Origin of the sequence: Aquimarina spinulae, from assembly GCF_943373825.1 — a bacterium.
Classification (GTDB): Bacteria; Bacteroidota; Bacteroidia; order Flavobacteriales; family Flavobacteriaceae; genus Aquimarina; species Aquimarina spinulae.
The window spans coordinates 946,719-967,310 of the sequence record NZ_CALSBP010000002.1; the positions used below are offsets into that span (position 1 = coordinate 946,719).

19 protein-coding genes and 2 tRNA genes are annotated in these 20,592 nt (G+C 34.8%); 12 read left to right on the forward strand and 9 right to left on the reverse strand.

Annotation, left to right across the window (positions count from 1 at the left end):
• The first annotated feature begins 44 nt into the window (after positions 1 to 44).
• The 4 genes from NNH57_RS09740 (at position 45) to NNH57_RS09755 (ending at position 3,937) form a co-directional block, all read left to right on the forward strand.
• A complete protein-coding gene (locus tag NNH57_RS09740) occupies positions 45 to 1,139 on the forward strand; it encodes a Nif3-like dinuclear metal center hexameric protein (RefSeq protein WP_108807749.1) in 1,095 nt (364 codons plus the stop codon).
• Between the two features lie 3 nt (positions 1,140 to 1,142).
• Positions 1,143 to 1,919 (forward strand): zinc ribbon domain-containing protein, encoded by a 777-nt coding sequence (locus NNH57_RS09745; RefSeq protein ID WP_025666698.1) that lies wholly within the window; start codon positions 1,143 to 1,145, stop codon positions 1,917 to 1,919.
• 62 nt (positions 1,920 to 1,981) lie between these two features.
• Entirely contained in the window at positions 1,982 to 3,220 is a 1,239-nt protein-coding gene (locus NNH57_RS09750; protein WP_074408902.1) for a glycosyltransferase family 4 protein, read from the forward strand.
• Positions 3,221 to 3,457: 237 nt separating this feature from the next.
• Entirely contained in the window at positions 3,458 to 3,937 is a 480-nt protein-coding gene (locus NNH57_RS09755; protein WP_074408903.1) for a hypothetical protein, read from the forward strand.
• 93 nt (positions 3,938 to 4,030) lie between these two features.
• Here the strand turns inward: NNH57_RS09755 and rpsT are convergent, their stop codons facing one another.
• The 4 genes from rpsT to proS all read right to left on the reverse strand — a co-directional run bounded on the left by rpsT (position 4,031) and on the right by proS (position 6,080).
• Positions 4,031 to 4,279, reverse strand: coding sequence for a 30S ribosomal protein S20 (rpsT, locus tag NNH57_RS09760; RefSeq protein WP_074408904.1), 249 nt, complete (start codon positions 4,277 to 4,279; stop codon positions 4,031 to 4,033).
• Between the two features lie 34 nt (positions 4,280 to 4,313).
• A tRNA-Glu gene (locus NNH57_RS09765) sits at positions 4,314 to 4,385 on the reverse strand.
• Between the two features lie 67 nt (positions 4,386 to 4,452).
• Positions 4,453 to 4,524 (reverse strand) — tRNA-Glu (locus tag NNH57_RS09770).
• A gap of 77 nt (positions 4,525 to 4,601) precedes the next feature.
• Entirely contained in the window at positions 4,602 to 6,080 is a 1,479-nt protein-coding gene (proS, locus tag NNH57_RS09775; protein WP_108807747.1) for a proline--tRNA ligase, read from the reverse strand.
• 99 nt (positions 6,081 to 6,179) lie between these two features.
• Between proS and NNH57_RS09780 the strand changes: the two genes are divergently transcribed.
• On the forward strand, positions 6,180 to 7,301 hold the full coding sequence (locus NNH57_RS09780) for a hypothetical protein (protein ID WP_132065830.1): 1,122 nt from the start codon (positions 6,180 to 6,182) through the stop codon (positions 7,299 to 7,301).
• Positions 7,302 to 7,398: 97 nt separating this feature from the next.
• Positions 7,399 to 8,910: an OmpP1/FadL family transporter gene (locus tag NNH57_RS09785; RefSeq protein WP_108807745.1), complete on the forward strand. Its 1,512-nt coding sequence runs from the start codon at positions 7,399 to 7,401 to the stop codon at positions 8,908 to 8,910.
• 66 nt (positions 8,911 to 8,976) lie between these two features.
• On the opposite strand, the gene NNH57_RS09790 is transcribed toward NNH57_RS09785, so the two are convergent.
• Positions 8,977 to 10,464, reverse strand: coding sequence for a T9SS type B sorting domain-containing protein (locus tag NNH57_RS09790; protein WP_159099202.1), 1,488 nt, complete (start codon positions 10,462 to 10,464; stop codon positions 8,977 to 8,979).
• Positions 10,465 to 10,703: 239 nt separating this feature from the next.
• Here NNH57_RS09790 and folE point away from each other — a divergent pair, with 239 nt between their 5' ends.
• The 4 genes from folE to lgt all read left to right on the forward strand — a co-directional run bounded on the left by folE (position 10,704) and on the right by lgt (position 14,243).
• The gene (gene folE, locus NNH57_RS09795; RefSeq protein ID WP_025666690.1) at positions 10,704 to 11,381 is read left to right on the forward strand and encodes a GTP cyclohydrolase I FolE; all 678 of its coding nucleotides are present in this window, start codon (positions 10,704 to 10,706) and stop codon (positions 11,379 to 11,381) included.
• A 38-nt stretch (positions 11,382 to 11,419) separates the two neighbouring features.
• Entirely contained in the window at positions 11,420 to 12,916 is a 1,497-nt protein-coding gene (gene cysS / locus NNH57_RS09800; protein ID WP_108807744.1) for a cysteine--tRNA ligase, read from the forward strand.
• A gap of 24 nt (positions 12,917 to 12,940) precedes the next feature.
• Complete coding sequence (yidD, locus tag NNH57_RS09805) at positions 12,941 to 13,189, forward strand: membrane protein insertion efficiency factor YidD (protein WP_024770789.1); 249 nt, start codon at positions 12,941 to 12,943, stop codon at positions 13,187 to 13,189.
• Between the two features lie 124 nt (positions 13,190 to 13,313).
• Complete coding sequence (gene lgt / locus NNH57_RS09810) at positions 13,314 to 14,243, forward strand: prolipoprotein diacylglyceryl transferase (protein ID WP_108807743.1); 930 nt, start codon at positions 13,314 to 13,316, stop codon at positions 14,241 to 14,243.
• A gap of 68 nt (positions 14,244 to 14,311) precedes the next feature.
• On the opposite strand, the gene prfA is transcribed toward lgt, so the two are convergent.
• The 3 genes from prfA to NNH57_RS09825 form a co-directional block, all read right to left on the reverse strand.
• Positions 14,312 to 15,388 (reverse strand): peptide chain release factor 1, encoded by a 1,077-nt coding sequence (gene prfA, locus NNH57_RS09815; RefSeq protein WP_074408912.1) that lies wholly within the window; start codon positions 15,386 to 15,388, stop codon positions 14,312 to 14,314.
• Positions 15,389 to 15,532: 144 nt separating this feature from the next.
• A complete protein-coding gene (locus NNH57_RS09820; RefSeq protein WP_199915410.1) occupies positions 15,533 to 17,218 on the reverse strand; it encodes an amidohydrolase in 1,686 nt (561 codons plus the stop codon).
• A gap of 26 nt (positions 17,219 to 17,244) precedes the next feature.
• On the reverse strand, positions 17,245 to 18,099 hold the full coding sequence (locus tag NNH57_RS09825) for an AraC family transcriptional regulator (RefSeq protein WP_074408913.1): 855 nt from the start codon (positions 18,097 to 18,099) through the stop codon (positions 17,245 to 17,247).
• Between the two features lie 121 nt (positions 18,100 to 18,220).
• Here NNH57_RS09825 and NNH57_RS09830 point away from each other — a divergent pair, with 121 nt between their 5' ends.
• Both NNH57_RS09830 and NNH57_RS09835 read left to right on the forward strand, forming a co-directional pair.
• A complete protein-coding gene (locus tag NNH57_RS09830; RefSeq protein WP_074408914.1) occupies positions 18,221 to 18,619 on the forward strand; it encodes a hypothetical protein in 399 nt (132 codons plus the stop codon).
• 99 nt (positions 18,620 to 18,718) lie between these two features.
• Positions 18,719 to 18,913 (forward strand): hypothetical protein, encoded by a 195-nt coding sequence (locus tag NNH57_RS09835; protein WP_132066191.1) that lies wholly within the window; start codon positions 18,719 to 18,721, stop codon positions 18,911 to 18,913.
• Positions 18,914 to 19,025: 112 nt separating this feature from the next.
• Here NNH57_RS09835 and NNH57_RS09840 read toward each other — a convergent pair whose 3' ends face one another.
• Complete coding sequence (locus NNH57_RS09840; protein ID WP_074408915.1) at positions 19,026 to 20,585, reverse strand: peptide MFS transporter; 1,560 nt, start codon at positions 20,583 to 20,585, stop codon at positions 19,026 to 19,028.
• Positions 20,586 to 20,592 lie beyond the last annotated feature (7 nt).

A 20,592-nucleotide genomic window follows, 5' to 3' on the forward strand; every position in this document is an offset into this window, starting at 1 on the left:
TAAAAGTTTTTTTACATTCAATTTTTATTCAAAAACATAATAAAATGCAAATAAAAGAGGTTATACAGCATCTTGAAACTTTAGCTCCAATCACATACGCAGAGGATTTTGATAATGTTGGTTTATTGGTTGGTAGTCGCGAAACTGTAGTAACGGGGATTCTGGTAACCCTGGATACTCTCGAAAACATAGTAGATGAAGCAATAGAAAACAACTGTAATCTCATTATAAGTTTTCACCCCATCGTATTTAAGGGACTCAAAAAATTTAATGGCAGTAACTATGTAGAGCGAGTAGTAATGAAAGCTATTAAAAATGATATTGCTATTTTTGCTATTCATACAGCTCTAGACAATGCAATACACGGGGTAAATAATATGATATGTGAGCAGTTAGGACTTCTGAATCGCAAAATTCTTATCCCGCAAAGCGGAAATATAAAGAAATTAGTCACCTTCGCTCCTACTGCTGAAGCTGACGTATTACGCAACAAATTATTCGAAGCCGGAGCAGGAAGCATTGGTAATTACGACAATTGTAGTTTTTCTTCTGAAGGAACAGGAACATTTAGAGCCTCTGATACTGCAAACCCCTCAATTGGTGAAATCGGAAAAACACATCACGAAAAAGAAACTCAGATTCAAGTTACATACCCCAAACATTGTGAAGGTAAAATCCTTAAAACTCTTTTTGAAAATCATTCTTATGAAGAAGTAGCCTATGAAATTACCACTCTTGAAAATAAAAATCAAAATATTGGGATGGGTATGATTGGGGAGCTGCCAAACCCGGTAGAAGAGCTTGAGTTTTTAAAACACATCAAAAATATTTTCAAAACCGGATGTGTACGACACTCGGCATTACTAAACAAACCTATCAAAAAAGTAGCTGTTCTTGGTGGTAGCGGTAGTTTCGCTATTGCTAATGCACATCGAGCAGGCGCAGATATTTTTATCACTTCAGACCTAAAATATCATCAATTTTATGAAGCCGAAGGAAGGCTAATATTAGCCGATATTGGTCACTATGAGAGCGAACAATACACAAAAAACTTAATTGTTAGTTATCTTAGAAAAAAAATCAGTAATTTTGCAATCATTTTATCGGATAAAAACACCAATCCTATTCAATACATATAAAATATGGCAAAGAAAGAAGTTACTGTTGAGCAAAAATTAAGAGCACTATATGACTTGCAATTAATAGACTCTAGAGTTGATGAGATCAGAAACGTACGCGGAGAATTACCTTTAGAGGTTGAAGATCTTGAAGATGAAGTAGCCGGATTAAACAAAAGATTAGAAAAGCTAAACAATGATCTTGAAACTATCGCCGAAGGTATTAGTAACAAGAAAAACCTAATTGAAGAAGCTAAAGCACTAATCAAAAAATACGGAGAGCAACAAAAAAATGTTCGTAATAATCGCGAATACAATTCACTTAGTAAAGAAATTGAATTCCAGGAATTAGAAATTCAATTAGCAGAAAAGCATATCAAGGAACATAAAGCTCAGATTGTTCAAAAAAATGAGATCATCGATCAGACCAAAACAAAACTTGGAGAGCGTAACTCTCACCTTTCTCACAAAAAAGGAGAACTTGATGCTATTTTAGCTGAAACTGAAAAAGAAGAGCAAGCTTTAATCTCTAAGTCTGAAGATTACCAAAAAGAGATCGAAGAACGTTTGATCAATGCCTACAAAAGAATACGTAGTAATGTAAAAAACGGACTTGCTGTTGTACCAATTGAACGCGGTGCTTCTGGAGGATCATTCTTTACCATTCCGCCACAAGTACAGATGGAAATTGCTTCTCGCAAGAAAATCATCACAGATGAACACAGTGGCCGAATTTTAGTCGACCAAGAACTTGCAAAAGAAGAAAAAGAAAAAATGAATGCACTTTTTGCAAAACTATAATAAATAATAGTTAAACAACATAGAGCCTCAGTTTTACTGAGGCTTTTTTGATTGCACAAACAATGAATCACATCCTCATCATAGGCTTTGTTTGGCCAGAACCCAATTCTTCGGCAGCAGGAAGCAGAATGATGCAGCTTATAGCACTATTCGAGGCTCAAAACTGGGGGATCACCTTTGCCAGCCCTGCAGCAGAAACAGAGCATATGGTAAATCTCGAAAACACAAATATCACTAAAGCAACAATAGAGCTTAACAATTCTAGTTTTGATGATTTTATCAAAAAACTACAACCAGACATAGTGATGTTTGATCGATTTATGACTGAAGAACAGTTCGGATGGAGAGTCACAAAATATTGCCCTAATGCTTTAAAAATATTAAACACAGAAGACCTACATAGTCTTAGAAAAACCCGACAAGAATCATTTAAAAGAAATACAACTTTTAACAACAACGCTCTTTTATGTGGCGACATTACAAAACGAGAGATTGCAAGTATATATCGATGCGATCTATCCCTAATTATTTCTGATTTTGAAATAAAGCTTCTTAAGGAGATCTTTAAAATAAATGAAGACTTATTATTCTATTTACCTTTTCTACTTGACCCCATTACTGCAGACATAAAAAAAACATGGCCAGAGCACAAAAACAGAAAACACTTTGTTACTATAGGAAATTTTCGCCATGAACCAAATTGGAATAGCGTGTTATACCTTAAAGAAGTCATTTGGCCATTAATTAGAAAAGAGCTTCCAGAAGCAGAATTGCATATCTACGGATCATACCCCCCTCCTAAAGCAACACAGCTACACAATCCAGAAGAAGGATTTTACATTAAAGGATGGGCAAAAAGTGCAACAGAAATAATGTCGAAAGCTCGTGTTTGCCTTGCCCCTTTACGATTTGGAGCAGGAATTAAAGGAAAACTCGCAGAGGCCATGCTTTGTGGCACACCAAGCGTAACCACCTCTATCGGAGCAGAAGGAATGCTCGATGAAGAAGCCGATTGGAACGGTTTTGTTATCGATGACCCTTCAAAATTTGCCAAAGCAGCCATAAGATTATATAATAACGAAAGCCTCTGGCAACAATCACAACAAAACGGAATAGAGATTACAAACACACGGTTTCAGAAAAAAAAGTTCTGCACCCCATTTCTCGATCAGATTTCTAAACTTCAAAAAAACCTTAATAAACATCGTGCCAAAAACTTTATCGGTAGCATACTACAGCATCATACGCTACGAAGCACCGAATTTATGTCTAGATGGATAGAAGAAAAAAACAAAGCCTAGTGAGCTCGCATTATAAAACAACACTATCTCAATAACCCACTGTAAATCAATTAGTAAAATTGAAAAACAGGGGAAATCCCCCTTTTATTAGAATAAAAATATCTCTAATTTTACTTTACCAACAAAATTAATTTTAGGAGGAATCAGAAAATCCTTTAATAGAGTACGAACACAACTAGTACTGGCTTCTATTACTATATAGATTTAATCGGAAACTAGTACAAATCTTAAAACCTTATGAAAAAATTCACACTAACCATCCTGACAAGTTTTATGTTACTATTGTTCTCATCTTGCGAAAAAGAAGTTAACACTACAATCGAAACTCAGGAAGCAATTACCCAGGAAGATATCACTGGAATCAAGAGATCCGAAATACCTGATGATATTAAACTTGATTATCACGAAAAATATGGTGTTATACGAGCAGATGAATACCCTATGGAGCGTAGAGGTACAGAAATTACCTTAGAAACATTTTTAGAAAAAGCAAATCTCAAAAAAGATGATTTTGCTGATTACAGAATCACCGAAAGACAATTTTCTGGAATTGGACTAGCCGAACATCGAATAAACAGGGAAGTAATTCAGGTACATCACGAATATAAAAACGAACCTGTAACTGTTTTTGAAGGAGTTACACATGAAGGCAAAAGAGTAACAATAATCATCATTATTATCTGTTCTAATGGGCTTGTTATTGTAATTATTCTCTAAACTTCTAAAAACAATAATTCCAAAATAAAAAATCAGGAGTTATACCATGACGTATCACTCCTGATTTTAATATTATAATAAAAGTACTGCTACTTAAAGTGCAGCTACGTGTTTTGCTAATTGTGATTTCAAGTTAGCAGCTTTATTCTTATGAATAACATTATTCTTAGCTAACTTATCAAGCATAGAAACAACCGTAGGAAACAAAGTCTCTGCTTCTTTTTTATCAGACTCACGTAATTTTTTTATAGCATTACGTGTAGTTTTATGCTGATACCTGTTTCTAAGACGTTTTGCCTCGTTACTTCTGATTCTTTTTAATGCTGACTTATGATTTGCCATCTCTCTTCTATTAAATTTCTTACTATAAAATTTGTAGCCCGTAGGGGAATCGAACCCCTCTTACCAGGATGAAAACCTGGCGTCCTAGCCGATAGACGAACGGGCCATTTTCCCTTTTCAAGGATTGCAAATTTATAGCTTTCACTTTAAATTTGCAATTAATTTCATTATTGTAGCCCGTAGGGGAATCGAACCCCTCTTACCAGGATGAAAACCTGGCGTCCTAGCCGATAGACGAACGGGCCATGTTGTCTAATTGCGGATGCAAAAATACAACTATTTTTTAATGCTGCAAGTGTTATTTTATTTTTTTCTAAAACCCTTAATAAGCCTTAGCAAATAACACTCTCATTTTTGATGGATTATCACTATAAACACAGCTCCCCTCCTCTTCTTTTGCATCAAAAGGAATACATCGTATTGTAGCTTTAGTAAGCTCCTTTATCTTTTGCTCTGTCTCTACAGAACCATCCCAATGTGCCGAAATAAACCCTCCTTTATTCTCTAAAACATCTTTAAACTCATCAAAAGAATTTACCTCTGTGATATGTTCATCCCTATATTGAGTTGCTTTTTGATGCAAACTTTCCTGAATCTCTACAAGTAACGACTCTATGGTTGCAACAACTTCATCTTTAGCAACAAATTGTTTTGTTAGTGTATCACGGCGAGCAAGTTCTACAGTTCCTTTTTCTAAATCCTTAGGCCCAATTGCAATCCTAAGAGGAACCCCTTGTAGCTCATACTGAGCAAATTTAGCTCCAGGCCTATGCGTATCTCTATTATCAAACTTGACAGAAACTCCTTTAGATCTTAAATCAGCAACCAACTCATTAGCAACTTTAGAAATTTGATTTAATTGTTCTTCTCCTTTATATATAGGAACAATTACCACTTGAATAGGAGCCAAATTAGGAGGTAAAACCAAACCATTATCATCGCTATGAGTCATAATTAAAGCACCCATCAAACGAGTCGAAACTCCCCATGAAGTAGCCCATACGTAGTCTAATTTACCTTCTTTTGACGTAAATTTTACATCAAATGCTTTTGCAAAATTCTGTCCTAGAAAGTGCGAAGTACCAGCCTGCAAAGCTTTTCCATCTTGCATTAGCGCTTCAATACAATATGTATCTTCTGCTCCAGCAAAACGCTCACTCTCTGTTTTTCTTCCTCTTATCACAGGAATAGCCATAAATTGCTCTGCAAAATCCGCATATACATTATTCATTTGCTCTGTCTCAGCAATTGCTTCTTGTCTTGTAGCATGAGCCGTATGCCCTTCTTGCCATAAAAACTCTGCAGTTCGAAGAAATAGCCTGGTACGCATTTCCCATCGCACTACATTAGCCCATTGATTTACTAACAAAGGTAAATCTCTATATGATTGTATCCATCCTTTATATGTATTCCAAATAATAGCTTCAGAAGTTGGGCGTACAATCAACTCTTCTTCTAACTTAGCTTTAGGATCCACGATAAGCTTAGAACTATCTTCTGGGTCGGTTTTTAATCTATAATGAGTAACTACTGCGCATTCTTTAGCAAACCCTTCTGCATTTTTTTCTTCTGCTTCGAATAAACTTTTAGGTACAAATAATGGAAAATACGCATTTTGATGCCCCGTTTCTTTAAATTTTTTATCTAATTCTGCCTGCATTTTTTCCCAAATAGCATACCCATACGGCTTAATCACCATACACCCTCTTACTGCCGAATTCTCGGCCAGGTCGGCCTTAACGACTAATTCGTTATACCATTTTGAATAATCTTCACTACGCTTTGTTAAATTCTTACTCATAAACTCCTATTTGGCACAAATGTTGTGGCTCTGTTAAATATAATTTAGTTAACGCAAAACTAACTAAATTTGTAATGTTCAACAATAAAATAAGAAGATATGCGACTTAAAAATTATTTTCAGAGAAGTGGAGCTTTAGGTTTTTTACTTTTAGCAGCCATCCTTATGTTGACGTCTTGTGGTTCGTACGAATATACTCCATACAGAGATGGTATTTATAGCGACGCAGGAAGCCAAAAAAACATTGAGACCCCACCTAATAATACAGATGAAAAATCTAATTATTATTCTAGTTATTTTTCTGAAAAATCTGCACAAATCGATACCGCAATTGAGGAAGATGCAATTTTTACCGATATTGATTCTTATTCTAGCGAAGGTTATGATGCTGCAGATACTACTGCTACTGCATTAAATTATGAAGTTGGACAACCAGCATGGGGCAGCAATCCTACAGAAATCAGCGTTAATCTTTACAATACCGGTTGGAATGGATGGGGTTGGAATAACTGGGGCAATGGATGGGGATGGAATGGATGGTATGGCAATGGCTGGTACGGCAATGGATGGGGATGGAACGCCGGATGGGGATGGAATAGTCCTGGATGGGGATTTGGTTGGGGTAACCCTTACTGGTATGGTGGTTATTATTGCCCTCCTTACTATTATGGAGGTTATGCCGGATATTACCGCCCTTATTACAATAGATATCCATACTATGGAAGATCTCGTTATAGAGCATACAACAGGAGTGCAAGAAACTCGTATGCTTATTCTACCAGAAGTCGCAGAGCATATAATAATTCAAAATACAACACAAGGTCACGAAGATCTTCAACTTACAGCAGCAGAAGCAGACAAGGATACAGCAATAGAAGAGTTGATGCCGCAAGAAGAACACGATCTTCAACAGACAACTATTATAACAGATCCAGATCTTCAAACAATACATATTCTCGTTCACGATCCTCTTCGGTAGGCAGAAGTAATTCAACAAGATACACTAGACCAGCAACAACGACAAGATCCAGAAGTAATTCTTCAACCAGAAGTAGAGGATACACTCCTCCGTCAAATAATTCTTCAAGAAGTAGAAGTTCTGGGTATTCAAGAAGTAGTGCGCCTCGTAGTAGTGGGTATTCACGATCAGGAAGCAGCAGCAGATCCAGAAGTAGCGGAAGTCGTAGTGGCAGCAGATCCAGAAGTCGCGGAAGAAATTAAAAAACTTAATTCAAACCATATAAACAATTGTTAGATAACTTTCCCGAATATCTTACTTATTTTTGAGGTATTCTGTAATTCAAAATTTAAAAAATTGATGAAAAAGCTATTCTTATTCATAGGTATGCTATCTATGTCTTTTTTGAGTGCTCAAGATATTACTGATGCATTACGTTATTCACAACAAGATATTCTTGGTACTGCACGCTACAGAGCCATGAGTGGTGCTTTTGGCGCCTTGGGAGGGGATTTATCGGCACTACAAATTAACCCAGCCGGGTCAGCCGTTTTTTTAAATTCTCATGGATCGGTCACCCTTTCTACAAGTCATATTGATAACGATGTAAACTACTCCGATCGTTTAACCAATCGTGATTCTAGAAATTTAAATTTTAATCAAGTAGGAGCCGTTTTTATTTTCGATCATTACAGTGATGATGCAATCATTAATAAACTTTCATTAGGGTTAGCGTATGATCAGACTGCAAATAATGCTAATGAATTTAATGTTTTCGGGAGAAGTTCTAATTCTATCGACAACTTTTTTCTTGCCGAAGCACAAGGGCTGCCTCTGGATTTGATTTCGAGAAGATCGGGAGAATCTATAGACCAGCTTTATAGTTTTCTTGGAGAATCTGAAGGGTATGCTGCTCAGCAAGCATTCCTAGGTCGTGAAGCTTTTGTTATAGAAGCAACTGATGTTGATAATCCCAATAACACTTCTTATTTTTCGAATATTGCACCTGGTGTTTTTGATCAGGAATACTATTATGAAAGTACAGGTTTAAATGGAAAATTCACCTTAAATGGAGGCGCACAAATTAATCAAGTTTTTTATGTAGGATTTAATATCAACTCTCATTTTATTAATTACGACAGAGTTACTGAGTTTTTTGAAGGAAATAACAATGCAGGCAGCAATGTTAATGAAGTAACATTTACCAATAAATTATCTACCACGGGTGGAGGGTTTTCTGCTCAAGTTGGAGGTATTGCCAAGGTATCTGAAATGATCCGCTTAGGAGCTTCTTTTGAATCTCCTACCTGGTACTATATTGAAGAAGAGACCACTCAGCGTCTGGAAACATTTAGCGATATAGATGGAAGATCCATTGTTGATCCCGATGTTATTAATGTTTTCCCAGAATATAAATTACGTACACCCGCAAAAGCCACAGGTAGTATTGCTGTATTATTTAAACAACATGGATTAATCAGTCTTGATTACTCTTACAAAGATTATTCTACAACAAAACTAAGCTCTGACGAAAACATTAGCTTCTCTAATCTAAACAGGGAAATTAATGACAATTTACAAGGTACCTCTAGTATAAGAATTGGTACCGAATGGAGAGTTGAAAACTGGAGCATTAGAGGTGGATATCGTTTTGAAGAAAGCCCTTATAAAAATGATTTAATCCTTGGAGAAAAGACAGGGTATTCTCTTGGAACGGGGTATTCTTTTGGAAAATTTAAAATTGACATTGCTTATGATTATAGTGAACAAGAACGTACCGAGCAATTTTATCCTAATTCTGGTTTTAATAATGCAGCTCTTGTAGATAGTCACATGCAAAATCTTACATTTACTTTTGGCATGAATTTCTAGAATAATATTTACCATACAAAAAAAACCGAGATCATAATATCTCGGTTTTTTTTGTATAAAAGTATTTTATCGTATTAATGAAAAATTACCTGCAAAAACTCTCCGTCGCATATTCGGATCTCTGGGTTCATTAAATTCTACTCTAAACCAATAATCTGAAGAAGGCATATTTTTTCCGTTATAGGTACCATCCCATCCTGGTCCACCTGCTCTTAGTTGCTTTAACAACTTACCATATCTATCAAATATATAGATTAGTGCTGTAGGTTGGCCTTCAATATTAATCAGACTCCAGGTATCATGAAAACCATCGCCATTTGGCGTAAAATATTTGGGGTATCCTAAAATCATAATAACATCAGATATTTCTTCACTAGCAGGGCAGTTTGCATATCTGGCTGTAATAAAATAATCTCCAGGCGGAACATTAGTAAATATTGGCGAAGACTGAAAAGGTCTATATTCTAAAAAGCCATTTCCTATATCCCGGTCGAGTCTATACTCAAAATCATCAAACCCTGCAGCTTCTACATCAGGAGCAGCAACTACTTCTGCCGTAATAGTATACCCCCCTGCAAAAGATTCTTCTGCAATAGAATATCCTACAGAAACAACAGCATCTGAAACATCCAGAACTACTAAATCATCAGGAGAATCAGGAACCTCTGCTCCAGTTTCATCAAAACCTCTTAATTGATACACTCCTTCTGTAGTAACTTCTAAAAATGGTATTACCCCAGGAGGTCCCGGAACATTTACAAAATTAGTAGTTCCCACATCTGCTCTGGCCCATTGATACGTTACAGCTCTGGGAAATCTTCCTTCTATAGTAATCGGAAATTCACCACATGTAGCAATATCAGGTCCTACACCTGGTTCTAAAATACTACAATCTGTAGTTCCTGCATTATCTTCATTAAGATTGGTTTGCTGAAGTTGAATAACCCCTGCCTCATCTGCAAAATTAGTAATTAGAATAATGTAGTACTCGCCAGATTGCGCATTAGGTATTGTTAGTGTTTCTATATAAATATCATCATCAGGCGTTCTTGCGTAACTACAATCTATAATATTAGTATTATCCATATTATTAACATAATAATCAGGATCATCGACATTATTTACACATTCTGCAGGGCGTATATTATCTCCGTCCCCATTATTATCACATCCCTGAGAAAGAATATCACAATTCACAAATGAAGTAGGAAAAGGTCCCCAGGCAATAAAATCTACATCAAGCTGCCTTTCTCCTCTGTCTAAATTACTATTATCATTACTATCGACCCACTGTTGGATATCAAAAATCAGCTCTCCTGGCTGATCAATACGAATAAAGTACCATGCCGGGTTAGGAGTAGTATTTAAACAACCTACTTCACCAAGGCCATCCATATCACCTGTTACATTAGGGAAAGTCAATTCTAAAGAAGCATCAGAACAAAAAGGTTGAGCAGCTCTACAAGCTACATCAAAGTCCTGAGCATAAAAAAGTGTACTTTTAAAAACAAGAATGCTAAAAAGCAACAAAATTTGAGGTAATCCTTTTGCCATTTTCATATAACGTTAAAACTTTATTTTTCGTGTGTTACAGTTCAATTTGGGACTTAAATATACAGAACTTCTCCAAGAAAACTAATATCTACAATTGTTTAACATAGCTTTTACTAAGTAAAACAACAAAATCGTATCTTTGCACACCATAATATAGAAGGTATTCATTAATACGATTCTATTTATGATACAAAAAAACAAAAAAGTGAGAATTTTGATAAATTATAAAATTTTGAAGTGTGAAAATTGACAAGGCCCTCGAAGCTATTGAAGCGCTAGGTGATAATCATGTAGCTACTAGCGCTACCACTCCTCTTAGAGAAGATGCCTTTAAACTTAGTGATGCCGAAAAAATTGCTTTGATTAAAGAAGATGTAAAACATATTATGGAAACTTTGGGACTAGATCTAACAGATGACAGTCTTAAAGGTACTCCTCAACGTGTAGCAAAAATGTTTGTAAATGAGATTTTTTCGGGCCTTCATCCTCAAAGGAAACCAGATGCCTCTACATTTGACAATCATTATAAATACGGAGAGATGCTGGTAGAGAAAAATATTACTGTATATTCTACTTGCGAGCATCATTTACTTCCAATTGTTGGTCGGGCTCATGTGGCATATATTTCTAATGGTACCGTAGTTGGATTATCCAAAATGAATCGTATTGTTGATTATTATGCAAAACGTCCGCAAGTACAGGAACGCCTAACCATGCAAATCGTTCAAGATTTACAAGTAGTTCTGGGAACAAAAGATGTAGCTTGTGTTATCGACGCAAAGCATTTATGTGTTAATTCCCGAGGAATCAGAGACATAGAAAGCAGTACCGTTACCAGCGAGTTTGGTGGTAAATTTAAAGAGCAATCTGTAAAAAGAGAATTTTTGGATTACATCAAATTAGACACTACCTTTTAATTTTATTTTCAACAAAATCATAAGCATCACTCTACATCATGGCAGCAACCTCGTTGTATAAAACTCAGGAATTAAAAATTTATAATTCTATTTCAGGTCAAAAAGAAACATTTAAATCTATTACAGAAGGTAATATAGGTATGTATGTGTGTGGCCCTACGGTTTATAGCAATGTACACTTAGGAAACTGTCGTACATTTATTTCTTTTGACCTGGTATTTAGGTACCTAAGACATCTGGAGTATAAAGTTCGCTATGTTAGAAATATTACCGATGCCGGTCATCTTGAAAACGATGCAGACGAAGGCGAGGATAAAGTAGCCAAAAAGGCGCGATTAGAGGAATTAGAACCTATGGAAATCGTACAGCGATATACTTTAGATTTTCATCATGTTATGTCTAAATTTAATGCAATACCGCCAAGTATAGAACCCACGGCTACCGGACATATCGTAGAACAAATTGAAATTATCAAAACGATTATCGATAATGGTTTTGCATACGAATCAAATGGTTCTATTTATTTTGATGTTCAGAAATTTAATAAAACTAATCAGTACGGAAAGTTAAGCGGGCGTAATCTCGAGGATATGATTGCAAATACCCGGGAATTATCTGCTCAAAGTGACAAAAAGAACCCTCAGGATTTTGCGCTTTGGAAAAAAGCAGAACCTCAACACATTATGCGCTGGCCATCCCCATGGAGTGATGGTTTCCCTGGTTGGCACCTGGAATGTACTGTAATGAGTACCAAATATTTAGGTGAGCGATTCGATATTCATGGAGGAGGAATGGATTTAAAATTTCCTCATCACGAATGTGAAATTGCACAGGGAGAAGCCGCTTGTGGTCAAACTCCTGTAAATTATTGGATGCATGCCAATATGCTTACTCTTAATGGTAAAAAAATGTCTAAATCAACTGGAAATACTATATCTCCGGGAGAATTATTTTCGGGCAATAATAACTTTTTAAATAAGCCATTTGACCCTTCCATTGTTCGGTTTTTTATGCTTCAGGCACATTACAGAAGTATCTTGGATTTTTCTAACGATGCGTTAGAAGCTTCAGAAAAAGGATTTTATAAATTGATAGATGCAATACAAACTATCGATACACTATCCGCTAGCTCAACCACCAAAGGGTTTAATGTGCAAAACTGGAGACAGGAATGCTATGATGCAATGAATGATGATTTTAATAGTCCTATCCTAATTGCTAAGTTATTTGATGCTGTTAAGTTTGTTAATACCATTAAAGAACAAAAGGCTACAATCTCTGCAACTGATCTTAAACTATTACGCAAAACCATACATGATTTTGTTTTTGACGTTCTTGGATTAGTGAATATAAATGAAACTGCTTCGGATATAAGCGATAAGCTTTCTGGAGCGGTAGAATTATTGATTAACTTAAGAGCAGAAGCAAGAGCTAATAAAGATTTTGCCACTAGTGATAAAATTAGGGATGAACTTATAGAAATTGGCATTCAACTTAAGGATGGCCGGGATGGCACTAGCTTTTCATTAAATTAAACTATTTTGGCTTTTAAGACGACCATAAAACAAATTTTGATATTTCCATTTGTGGTATTGGTTAAGTTATATCAAAACCTGATATCACCATTAACTCCTGCTACCTGTCGTTATCAGCCTACTTGTTCGCATTATACCCTTGAAGCATTACAAAAACATGGGCTTTTTAAAGGAGGAATGCTTTCGATTAAACGTATTTTTAGTTGTCACCCCTGGGGAGGCAGTGGCTATGATCCGGTTCCTGATGTTGAGAATGAATCAATTAAAAAATGAATAAAAAAAATACATTCATAATGATTGCATTCATAAAACGTTCGGTCATTTTCTCAATATATGAATGCGTAATACGTTTCTCATATAAATACTTATATTTACTTTTAAAAAATAAAACTCACGCATGATATTTACAAAAATTACCTGGAATCCAGTTGAAGGAATAGATCTCGGCTTTTTTGTTATTCGTTTTTACAGCTTAATGTTTGTAATTGCCTTTACATTAGGCTGGTATCTAATGAAGAAAATCTATATCCGAGAGAATATCTCTATGGAGAAACTAGATTCTGTATTTATATATGCTGTTATTGGTACATTATTAGGCGCCCGATTAGGACATGTATTTTTTTATGACTGGGATTATTACAAGAACAATCTTTTAGAAATTCTTTTGCCTTTCAGGTTTAAACCGGCATTCGAATTTATAGGTTTTCAAGGATTAGCGAGTCATGGAGCCGCTATTGCTTTTATAATTGCAATGTATTATTATTCTAAAAAAGTCTTACAAAAACATCCGCTTTGGGTTTTAGACAGAGTTACTATTCCTGCTGCATTCGGAGGTATTTTTGTTCGATTAGGTAATTTCTTTAACTCTGAGATTATTGGAAAAGAATCTGGAGATTCTTTTTTTGGAGTAAAGTTTATACGTGATGGTATAAGTAAAAGAGAGGCTTTAAAAGAAACCGGAATGGATAGCGTTAATAAAGCGTATTCTGCAATCGTAGAAAATCCTAAATTCTCTAATTTACTAGAAGCTATTCCGTATCGTCATCCAGCTCAACTATATGAAGCTTTTGGATATATATTTGTATCTATTATCCTATGGTTAATCTATTGGAAAACTGATAAACGAAAAAACAGTGGATTTCTTTTCGGAATGTATTTAATTCTAATATTTACAGTACGCTTTATTGTAGAATACGTTAAATCAAGTCAGGGAGGTTTTGAAAGTGCCTTAGGCTTACTATCAACAGGGCAATGGCTTAGTATCCCTTTTATTATTGTTGGCTTGTATTTTGTAATACGATCCCGAAAGAAAACAGAAGTTAATTAAACAGAAAATAGCATAAAAAAAAGCCGATGTATTTTACATCGGCTTTTTTTATGCGTTCAATTTTATTTTTAAAAAATCTCGTTAGATTCTTTTAGTTTTTCTGTATTCGCTACCAATTGAAGTTCATCTATAATTTTCTGAATATCTCCATCTATAATATTACCTAAGTCATATAGGGTTAAACCAATACGGTGATCCGTTACCCTACCTTGCGGATAGTTATAGGTTCTAATTTTTGCAGAACGATCTCCAGATGAAACCATACTTTTACGTTTCTCAGAATCTGCTGCTTGCTTCTTCTCCAATTCCATATCATACAATCGAGAACGCAATACTTTTAGTGCTTTTTCGAGGTTTTTATGTGATGATTTCTGATCCTGGCAACTCACAATCATTCCCGTAGGCTCGTGATGTAATTTAATTGCCGAATACGTGGTATTTACAGACTGCCCTCCTGGTCCTGTAGAAGTAGTACGTTCAATACGTACTTCTTGCATATCCAGCTCGATATCGAATTCTTCTGCTTCAGGTAAAACCATTACGGTGGCAGCACTGGTATGTACACGACCTTGTGTTTCGGTCTGAGGAACTCGTTGTACACGATGCACACCTGCTTCAAACTTTAATACCCCGTAGACATCTTCACCATTAACTTCAAAAATAATTTCTTTATAACCACCACTGGTTCCTTCATTAAGATCAACCACACTTGTACTCCAACCTCTACCTTCGCAATATTTAGTATACATTCTAAATAAATCTCCTGCAAAAATACTCGCTTCGTCCCCTCCTGTTCCTGCACGAATTTCTACCACACAGTTCTTAGCATCTTCGGGATCTTTTGGCACAAGCATAAAGCGAATTTTTTCTTCCAAACCAGGTAATTCTTCTTTAGCCTCTTCTAGCTGCATTTTGGCCATTTCTACCATCTCTGCATCACTACCATCAGCAATAATTTCTTCTGCCTCTTTTAGATTATCAGTGAGTTCAATATAAGAATCTCTCACATCCATAAGTGCTTTAAGATCTTTGTATTCTTTATTAAGCTGTATGTACTTTTTTTGATCTGCAATGATATCCGGCTGAATGATTAAATCAGTCACTTCTTCAAACCGTTGCTTTACAATATTTAATTTATCAATCATAGTGTATTCTTCCTAATCTGTAGAATTTACAAAAGTAAGCTTTTTTGTCATAAGCTCATACAGCAGGATAAGATTACGGAGCAATTTTATTTACACTCCTGATTTGAGGTGATTTGACCTCACAATATCTATTGTTTTTGGTTTTCATTTTCTTTCAAAAATCACTTCTCCATCAAATACAGTCATATCTACTTTGGTATTGGCAATTTTAGTAGGATCTACAGAAAAAATATTCTGACTTAATACTACAAAATCTGCTTTCTTTCCTACCTCAATAGAGCCCACCTCTGTTTCCTGTCGCATAACATAAGCCCCATTAAGTGTATAAGCTTTTACGGCCTCTTCTATGGTTATATTTTGCGGAAAACGCGTTACCGCATTTTGCATTCCTACAAATGGGTTTATACTACTCACATCCCAATCACTACTTAATGTAATTCTGGCATTAGCCTCTTTTAAACTCTTTATAGGAACCAGGTTTTTTGAATTCTCCTTTCCTATAAGTTCTGCATTCTCACCCCAGTGATTTGGTTGTGTAAAATCACCTGCTACCTGGCAATCTGCTGTAACATTTAATTGAGAAAAACGTGATAAATCTGATGGGGTTACTATTTCGACATGTGTAATTCTATGTCTTCCAGAGCCATTGCTTGCAGTTTCTATTGCATTTAAAGACTCCTTTATTCCTCTATTTCCAATAGCGTGGATATGAAAATCAAATCCTATATTTTCTAATTGTTCAATATAACTTGTTATTCGATTTTGGGTAAAATAATTCAACCCGTTATTATTCGGTTTCTGAAAAAGATCTATTAGATATTCTTCTTGCATTGCTGCCGTTGTATTATGTACTATCCCATCACTATATAGCTTGATTTGATTTATTTTTAAAAGACTATTACCATCATTTTCATATAATGATTTTAGCAATGATATTTGTGACTCATCATTCTGCATAGGATATGCCCATAATCCTAAATTAACCCGGGCAGTCAGTTTTCCTTCTTTTTCTACTTGTTTCCATGTGGTATGATGATCTCTTTTCCAATAGGTTCGTGCATCACAAATAGAGGTTATCCCATTTTTAGCCAATTCTGGTAATGCAAAATTTACTAGACCATTATAATCATTTGCTTTAGTTTGACTAGTTGGTGTTAATGCCAAATCTAAAATGAGATTTCCAGCATTATCCATCAGAATTCCATTAAAGCTACCGTTTTCATCTTTCATATAAATTCCTCCCGATGGATCTTTAGAATTATTATTTATCCCTGCCATTTCTAATGCTTTAGAATTTACCCAGATCGAATGAGAAGTACGTTCCATAATTGCAATAGGCCTAGTACTACTAATATCATCTAAAATATCTATAGGGGAACGTTTTGCTTCAAGAAGTGTATACAAATCTACGCCCCAGCCCAAAAGCCATTCTTCATTAGGAAAATCGCGTAAAGCTTTACGAATTGTGAGCGCATAGTTTTCGGGATCATTATCTTCTTTTAAAATAAACTTAAAATTTTCTGATGAAGCTTCTAATGGGTGCATATGTACATCATGTATCCCTGGTATTACTGTAGCCCCTTTAAGATCTATTACTTCTGTATCTTTACTTATCTGCGTCAGTGCTTTATCTGTATTCCCCACATAGATTATCTTATTTCCTTCAACAATTATAGCCTCTGCCCATACCTGTTGTGGGTTTAGAGTAAAAATTGCACCGTTGATGTAAGCTACTTTAACTTCTTGCTCTTGATTAGATATAGCATTATCATCTTTATTACAAGAATTTGCACTTACCATTAATGTTATAATAAAGGCTATAAGTTTCATTAGATTGTTTTTAATATTTGATACTATCATTTTATTGGGATATATATTTCGGTTACATATTCTTTGGGGTCATCGCTATGCATATTATTTACTTTATATAATTCTAAAAAAGGAGACTCAGATACCTCATGCTGTGTATTTAATATCCAATTCCCAAAAATCTTATCGTAGGTATGTTGTAATAAACTGTAAGCTCCATAATGTGTAAAAACCGCATATGTTTGTTCTGGCAAAATTTTTACACTGAATTTATTTTTAAAATCACAATTTTGAGGTAGTGTAAAACAGGCATCATAGTTACATCGAATTGCCTCAGATATTAATGGTTCGTCCCAAATAATCCCTATACTTTCTGATGTAGATATATTCACCTCTAATCTTACAGCTTCTTCATGTAATTCATCCCAAACTTCTTCAATCTTATCACTATAATAATCTGCTATAATCGTTTTATAAAAAACCTTTTGTTTTGGCAGGTTGATTATTTTCTCTTCATAAAAACTCATTGCTACTTTAGTATTCTTTACTATCGACGTTAAGATGTCTTCTTTTTTACTTTTATACTCCTGAGGAGAAATACCAAAATGTTTTTTAAAAGCCTTACTAAACGCTTGTAAATCAGAATACCCTACTTTTATTGCTATTTGCGATATCGTCTGGTTTTGATACAAAAGCATTTTTGCTCCACTTTCTATTTTAAGTCTGGTAATGTAGGCACCAATGGTTTCTTTATAATATCCTTTAAAGATGCGTTGTAAGTTTCGATATGAGAAATTAGAGACCTCTTCAAGTTTCTTAACCTCAAAAGTTCTATTGAAATTCTCTCGCAAATACAAAGCTGTACTTTGCATTCTTTTTATATATACATCTTTTTTATTCACAGTGCAAATTTATGAAATATAGCAGGTTGTGGTATTGTCCTATATTGACAACTATACATAATCATCATTGTAATATCGCATTATCTTACCCCAAATTAAAAAATCGTAAATTTGTATTGATATGCAAGATCGTACAGGTACATATTTTAGTTTTCTTATTCCTAAATGGTTAGGAGTACTTATTCTTTTAATATCTATTGGAGGATATTCTAATTACACGCAGCCTGTTGATTTTAAAGAAACCGTTGAATTATTGGTTTCACCTGAAGAATTCTCTTCACTTCAAAATAGTATTCTTTTTAGTGATGTTATTGGTTCAGAAAAAAACAAGGATTTTTCATACCTCGAACACAAGTACCTGGTTTTATTATCATTAAATCACACTAAGCTTATTAGGGTTTTCAAAAACGATCAATCCTTTTTTATTAGTTTGTATAACAAACATAAAATAATAAATACTTCGTACAATTCTTCTTACAATGGTAAAGAAGATGCTTTTCATTTCAATTTTACAGGATAACACCTTATCCACCTATCACCTATTCGTTTATAAATAATCTTTTAACAACTTATTTATTTCTTACCAATAGAAATGAACGGGCATTATTAATTCCCTGAAATGAAAAAATTCAAAAAAACACTAAGGCGCTTAGCCTTTATCATATTCATTATAATGGCTTCTTTACTCCCTGTTCCTATATTCTTTCAGAAAAAAGATGGAAAGTTTGATGATGATCACACCATTGAACATGTAGATGTAAAAGAAGATGACACAGAAGCAGAAACAAAAGTTACTACTAATTTTAAATCATAATGACTTATGTTTCTATAACGAAACAGACCTTCGGGATCATGATCCTGAAGGTCTTCATATTTCCAACGCAACAACTTCCGCGAATTTAAAAACAAAACTTAATTTAGAACTACTAATGTATCCCTGTCATTAATTTTTTAATAATTGGGGAAATTAGAATAGCAACTATTCCTATTATCATAGTAATGACTCCAAAATTGGCATATACAGATACGTAAGAATATAATTGCTGAAAAGCTTCTGTATTATTACCTTCTACCAGTGTATTAGATAATCCTGTGATCGCCTCACTAATGGTTCCTGAGAGACCTTCTGAAAAAATACTGGCTTCTCCTTCTTTTACAGTGGTAAGTTTTGCTATTTTTCCTGCAAAAAAATGGCCATAGAAATTTGCCGAAAACCAAACCCCCATAATGAAAGTAACGTATTTTACGGGTGATAGTTCGGTTATTTTAGAAAGTCCTATAGGGGATAAGAACAATTCTCCAACGGTTAGAACAAGGTATCCAAAAATCAAATAAAACATTGGTGTTCTAGCATATTCATCAACTTCTTGAGCAGACATCCCAAAAATTAGAAATCCTAATCCCAGGAACAACATTCCTAAACCAAATTTGATAGCTGAATTAGGGTTTGCTTTTTTCTTACTCAAAAATGTCCATAATAGCGCAAAAGGGATTGCCAATACTACTATCCAGGTAGAGTTAATACTATTAGTTTGTGCCGCATTAATACCAACAAGATTTACATTTCTATCTGCAAATAATGTAAGTGAGCTACCGGCTTGTTCAAATACTGCTGCAAACAAAGCATACAGACTTGTAAAATATACTGCAACCAATAATCTTTTTCGTTCTTTGATTGATACTTTTGTTAAAATATAGGATATATATCCTATCAAAAAGAAAGTTGCAATCCAAACCAGGTAATGCTCAAATTCATTAAATCTAACGATTAACGCAAATATGGGAACCGATAACCATGCCAAGAACCATACTCGATCTCCTTTATTAAGCCCATATATTTTCTTTTCATAATTCTTGATATCGGGTACTAGTCCTTTATCTCCGAAAACAGCTAGTTGTGTTCCTCGTTTAAAAACTATAAGCCCAACCAACATTCCTATTCCTGCTAATAGAAACCCATAATGCCATCCATACAATTCGGCAAGCCAGGCACACATTAAAGGAGCTATAGCTCCTCCCAGATTAATCCCAAGGTAAAAAATTGTAAATCCAGAATCTCTTCTTCTATCTCCTTCTTTATACAATGTACCCACCATTGTTGAAATATTGGGTTTAAAAAAACCGTTACCAACGATTATTAAAGCCAGTGATCCATAGAAAAAAACAGGAGTCTCAATAGTTAGAAAAAAATGACCTGCTGCCATCAAAACCCCTCCAAGTATGATTGATTTTCTATATCCAATATATTTATCTGCTATAATACCGCCAATCATAGGAGTAACATATACCAGCGACATGTATGCTGCCATTACTCCAAACGATTTGTCATCAGAATATAGAAGATGTTTGGTCATGTACAACACCAAAAGTGCTTTCATACCATAAAAAGAAAATCGTTCCCATAATTCTGCAAAAAATAGATATAATAATCCTTTGGGGTGTCCGAATACTTCCTGCCTATTTACTTCGGTTTGATCTGAGCTCATGTTATGT

Coding starts and splice junctions, on each gene's coding strand:
- NNH57_RS09830 (WP_074408914.1), top strand. CDS start 18,221: ATGCAAGATCGTACAGGTACATATTTTAGTTTTCTTATTCCTAAATGG.
- proS (WP_108807747.1), bottom strand. CDS start 6,080: ATGAGTAAGAATTTAACAAAGCGTAGTGAAGATTATTCAAAATGGTAT.
- NNH57_RS09750 (WP_074408902.1), top strand. CDS start 1,982: ATGAATCACATCCTCATCATAGGCTTTGTTTGGCCAGAACCCAATTCT.
- lgt (WP_108807743.1), top strand. CDS start 13,314: ATGATATTTACAAAAATTACCTGGAATCCAGTTGAAGGAATAGATCTC.
- NNH57_RS09835 (WP_132066191.1), top strand. CDS start 18,719: ATGAAAAAATTCAAAAAAACACTAAGGCGCTTAGCCTTTATCATATTC.
- NNH57_RS09785 (WP_108807745.1), top strand. CDS start 7,399: ATGAAAAAGCTATTCTTATTCATAGGTATGCTATCTATGTCTTTTTTG.
- NNH57_RS09745 (WP_025666698.1), top strand. CDS start 1,143: ATGGCAAAGAAAGAAGTTACTGTTGAGCAAAAATTAAGAGCACTATAT.
- rpsT (WP_074408904.1), bottom strand. CDS start 4,279: ATGGCAAATCATAAGTCAGCATTAAAAAGAATCAGAAGTAACGAGGCA.
- NNH57_RS09780 (WP_132065830.1), top strand. CDS start 6,180: ATGCGACTTAAAAATTATTTTCAGAGAAGTGGAGCTTTAGGTTTTTTA.
- NNH57_RS09755 (WP_074408903.1), top strand. CDS start 3,458: ATGAAAAAATTCACACTAACCATCCTGACAAGTTTTATGTTACTATTG.
- NNH57_RS09740 (WP_108807749.1), top strand. CDS start 45: ATGCAAATAAAAGAGGTTATACAGCATCTTGAAACTTTAGCTCCAATC.
- cysS (WP_108807744.1), top strand. CDS start 11,420: ATGGCAGCAACCTCGTTGTATAAAACTCAGGAATTAAAAATTTATAAT.
- NNH57_RS09840 (WP_074408915.1), bottom strand. CDS start 20,585: ATGAGCTCAGATCAAACCGAAGTAAATAGGCAGGAAGTATTCGGACAC.
- NNH57_RS09790 (WP_159099202.1), bottom strand. CDS start 10,464: ATGGCAAAAGGATTACCTCAAATTTTGTTGCTTTTTAGCATTCTTGTT.
- prfA (WP_074408912.1), bottom strand. CDS start 15,388: ATGATTGATAAATTAAATATTGTAAAGCAACGGTTTGAAGAAGTGACT.
- NNH57_RS09820 (WP_199915410.1), bottom strand. CDS start 17,218: ATGAAACTTATAGCCTTTATTATAACATTAATGGTAAGTGCAAATTCT.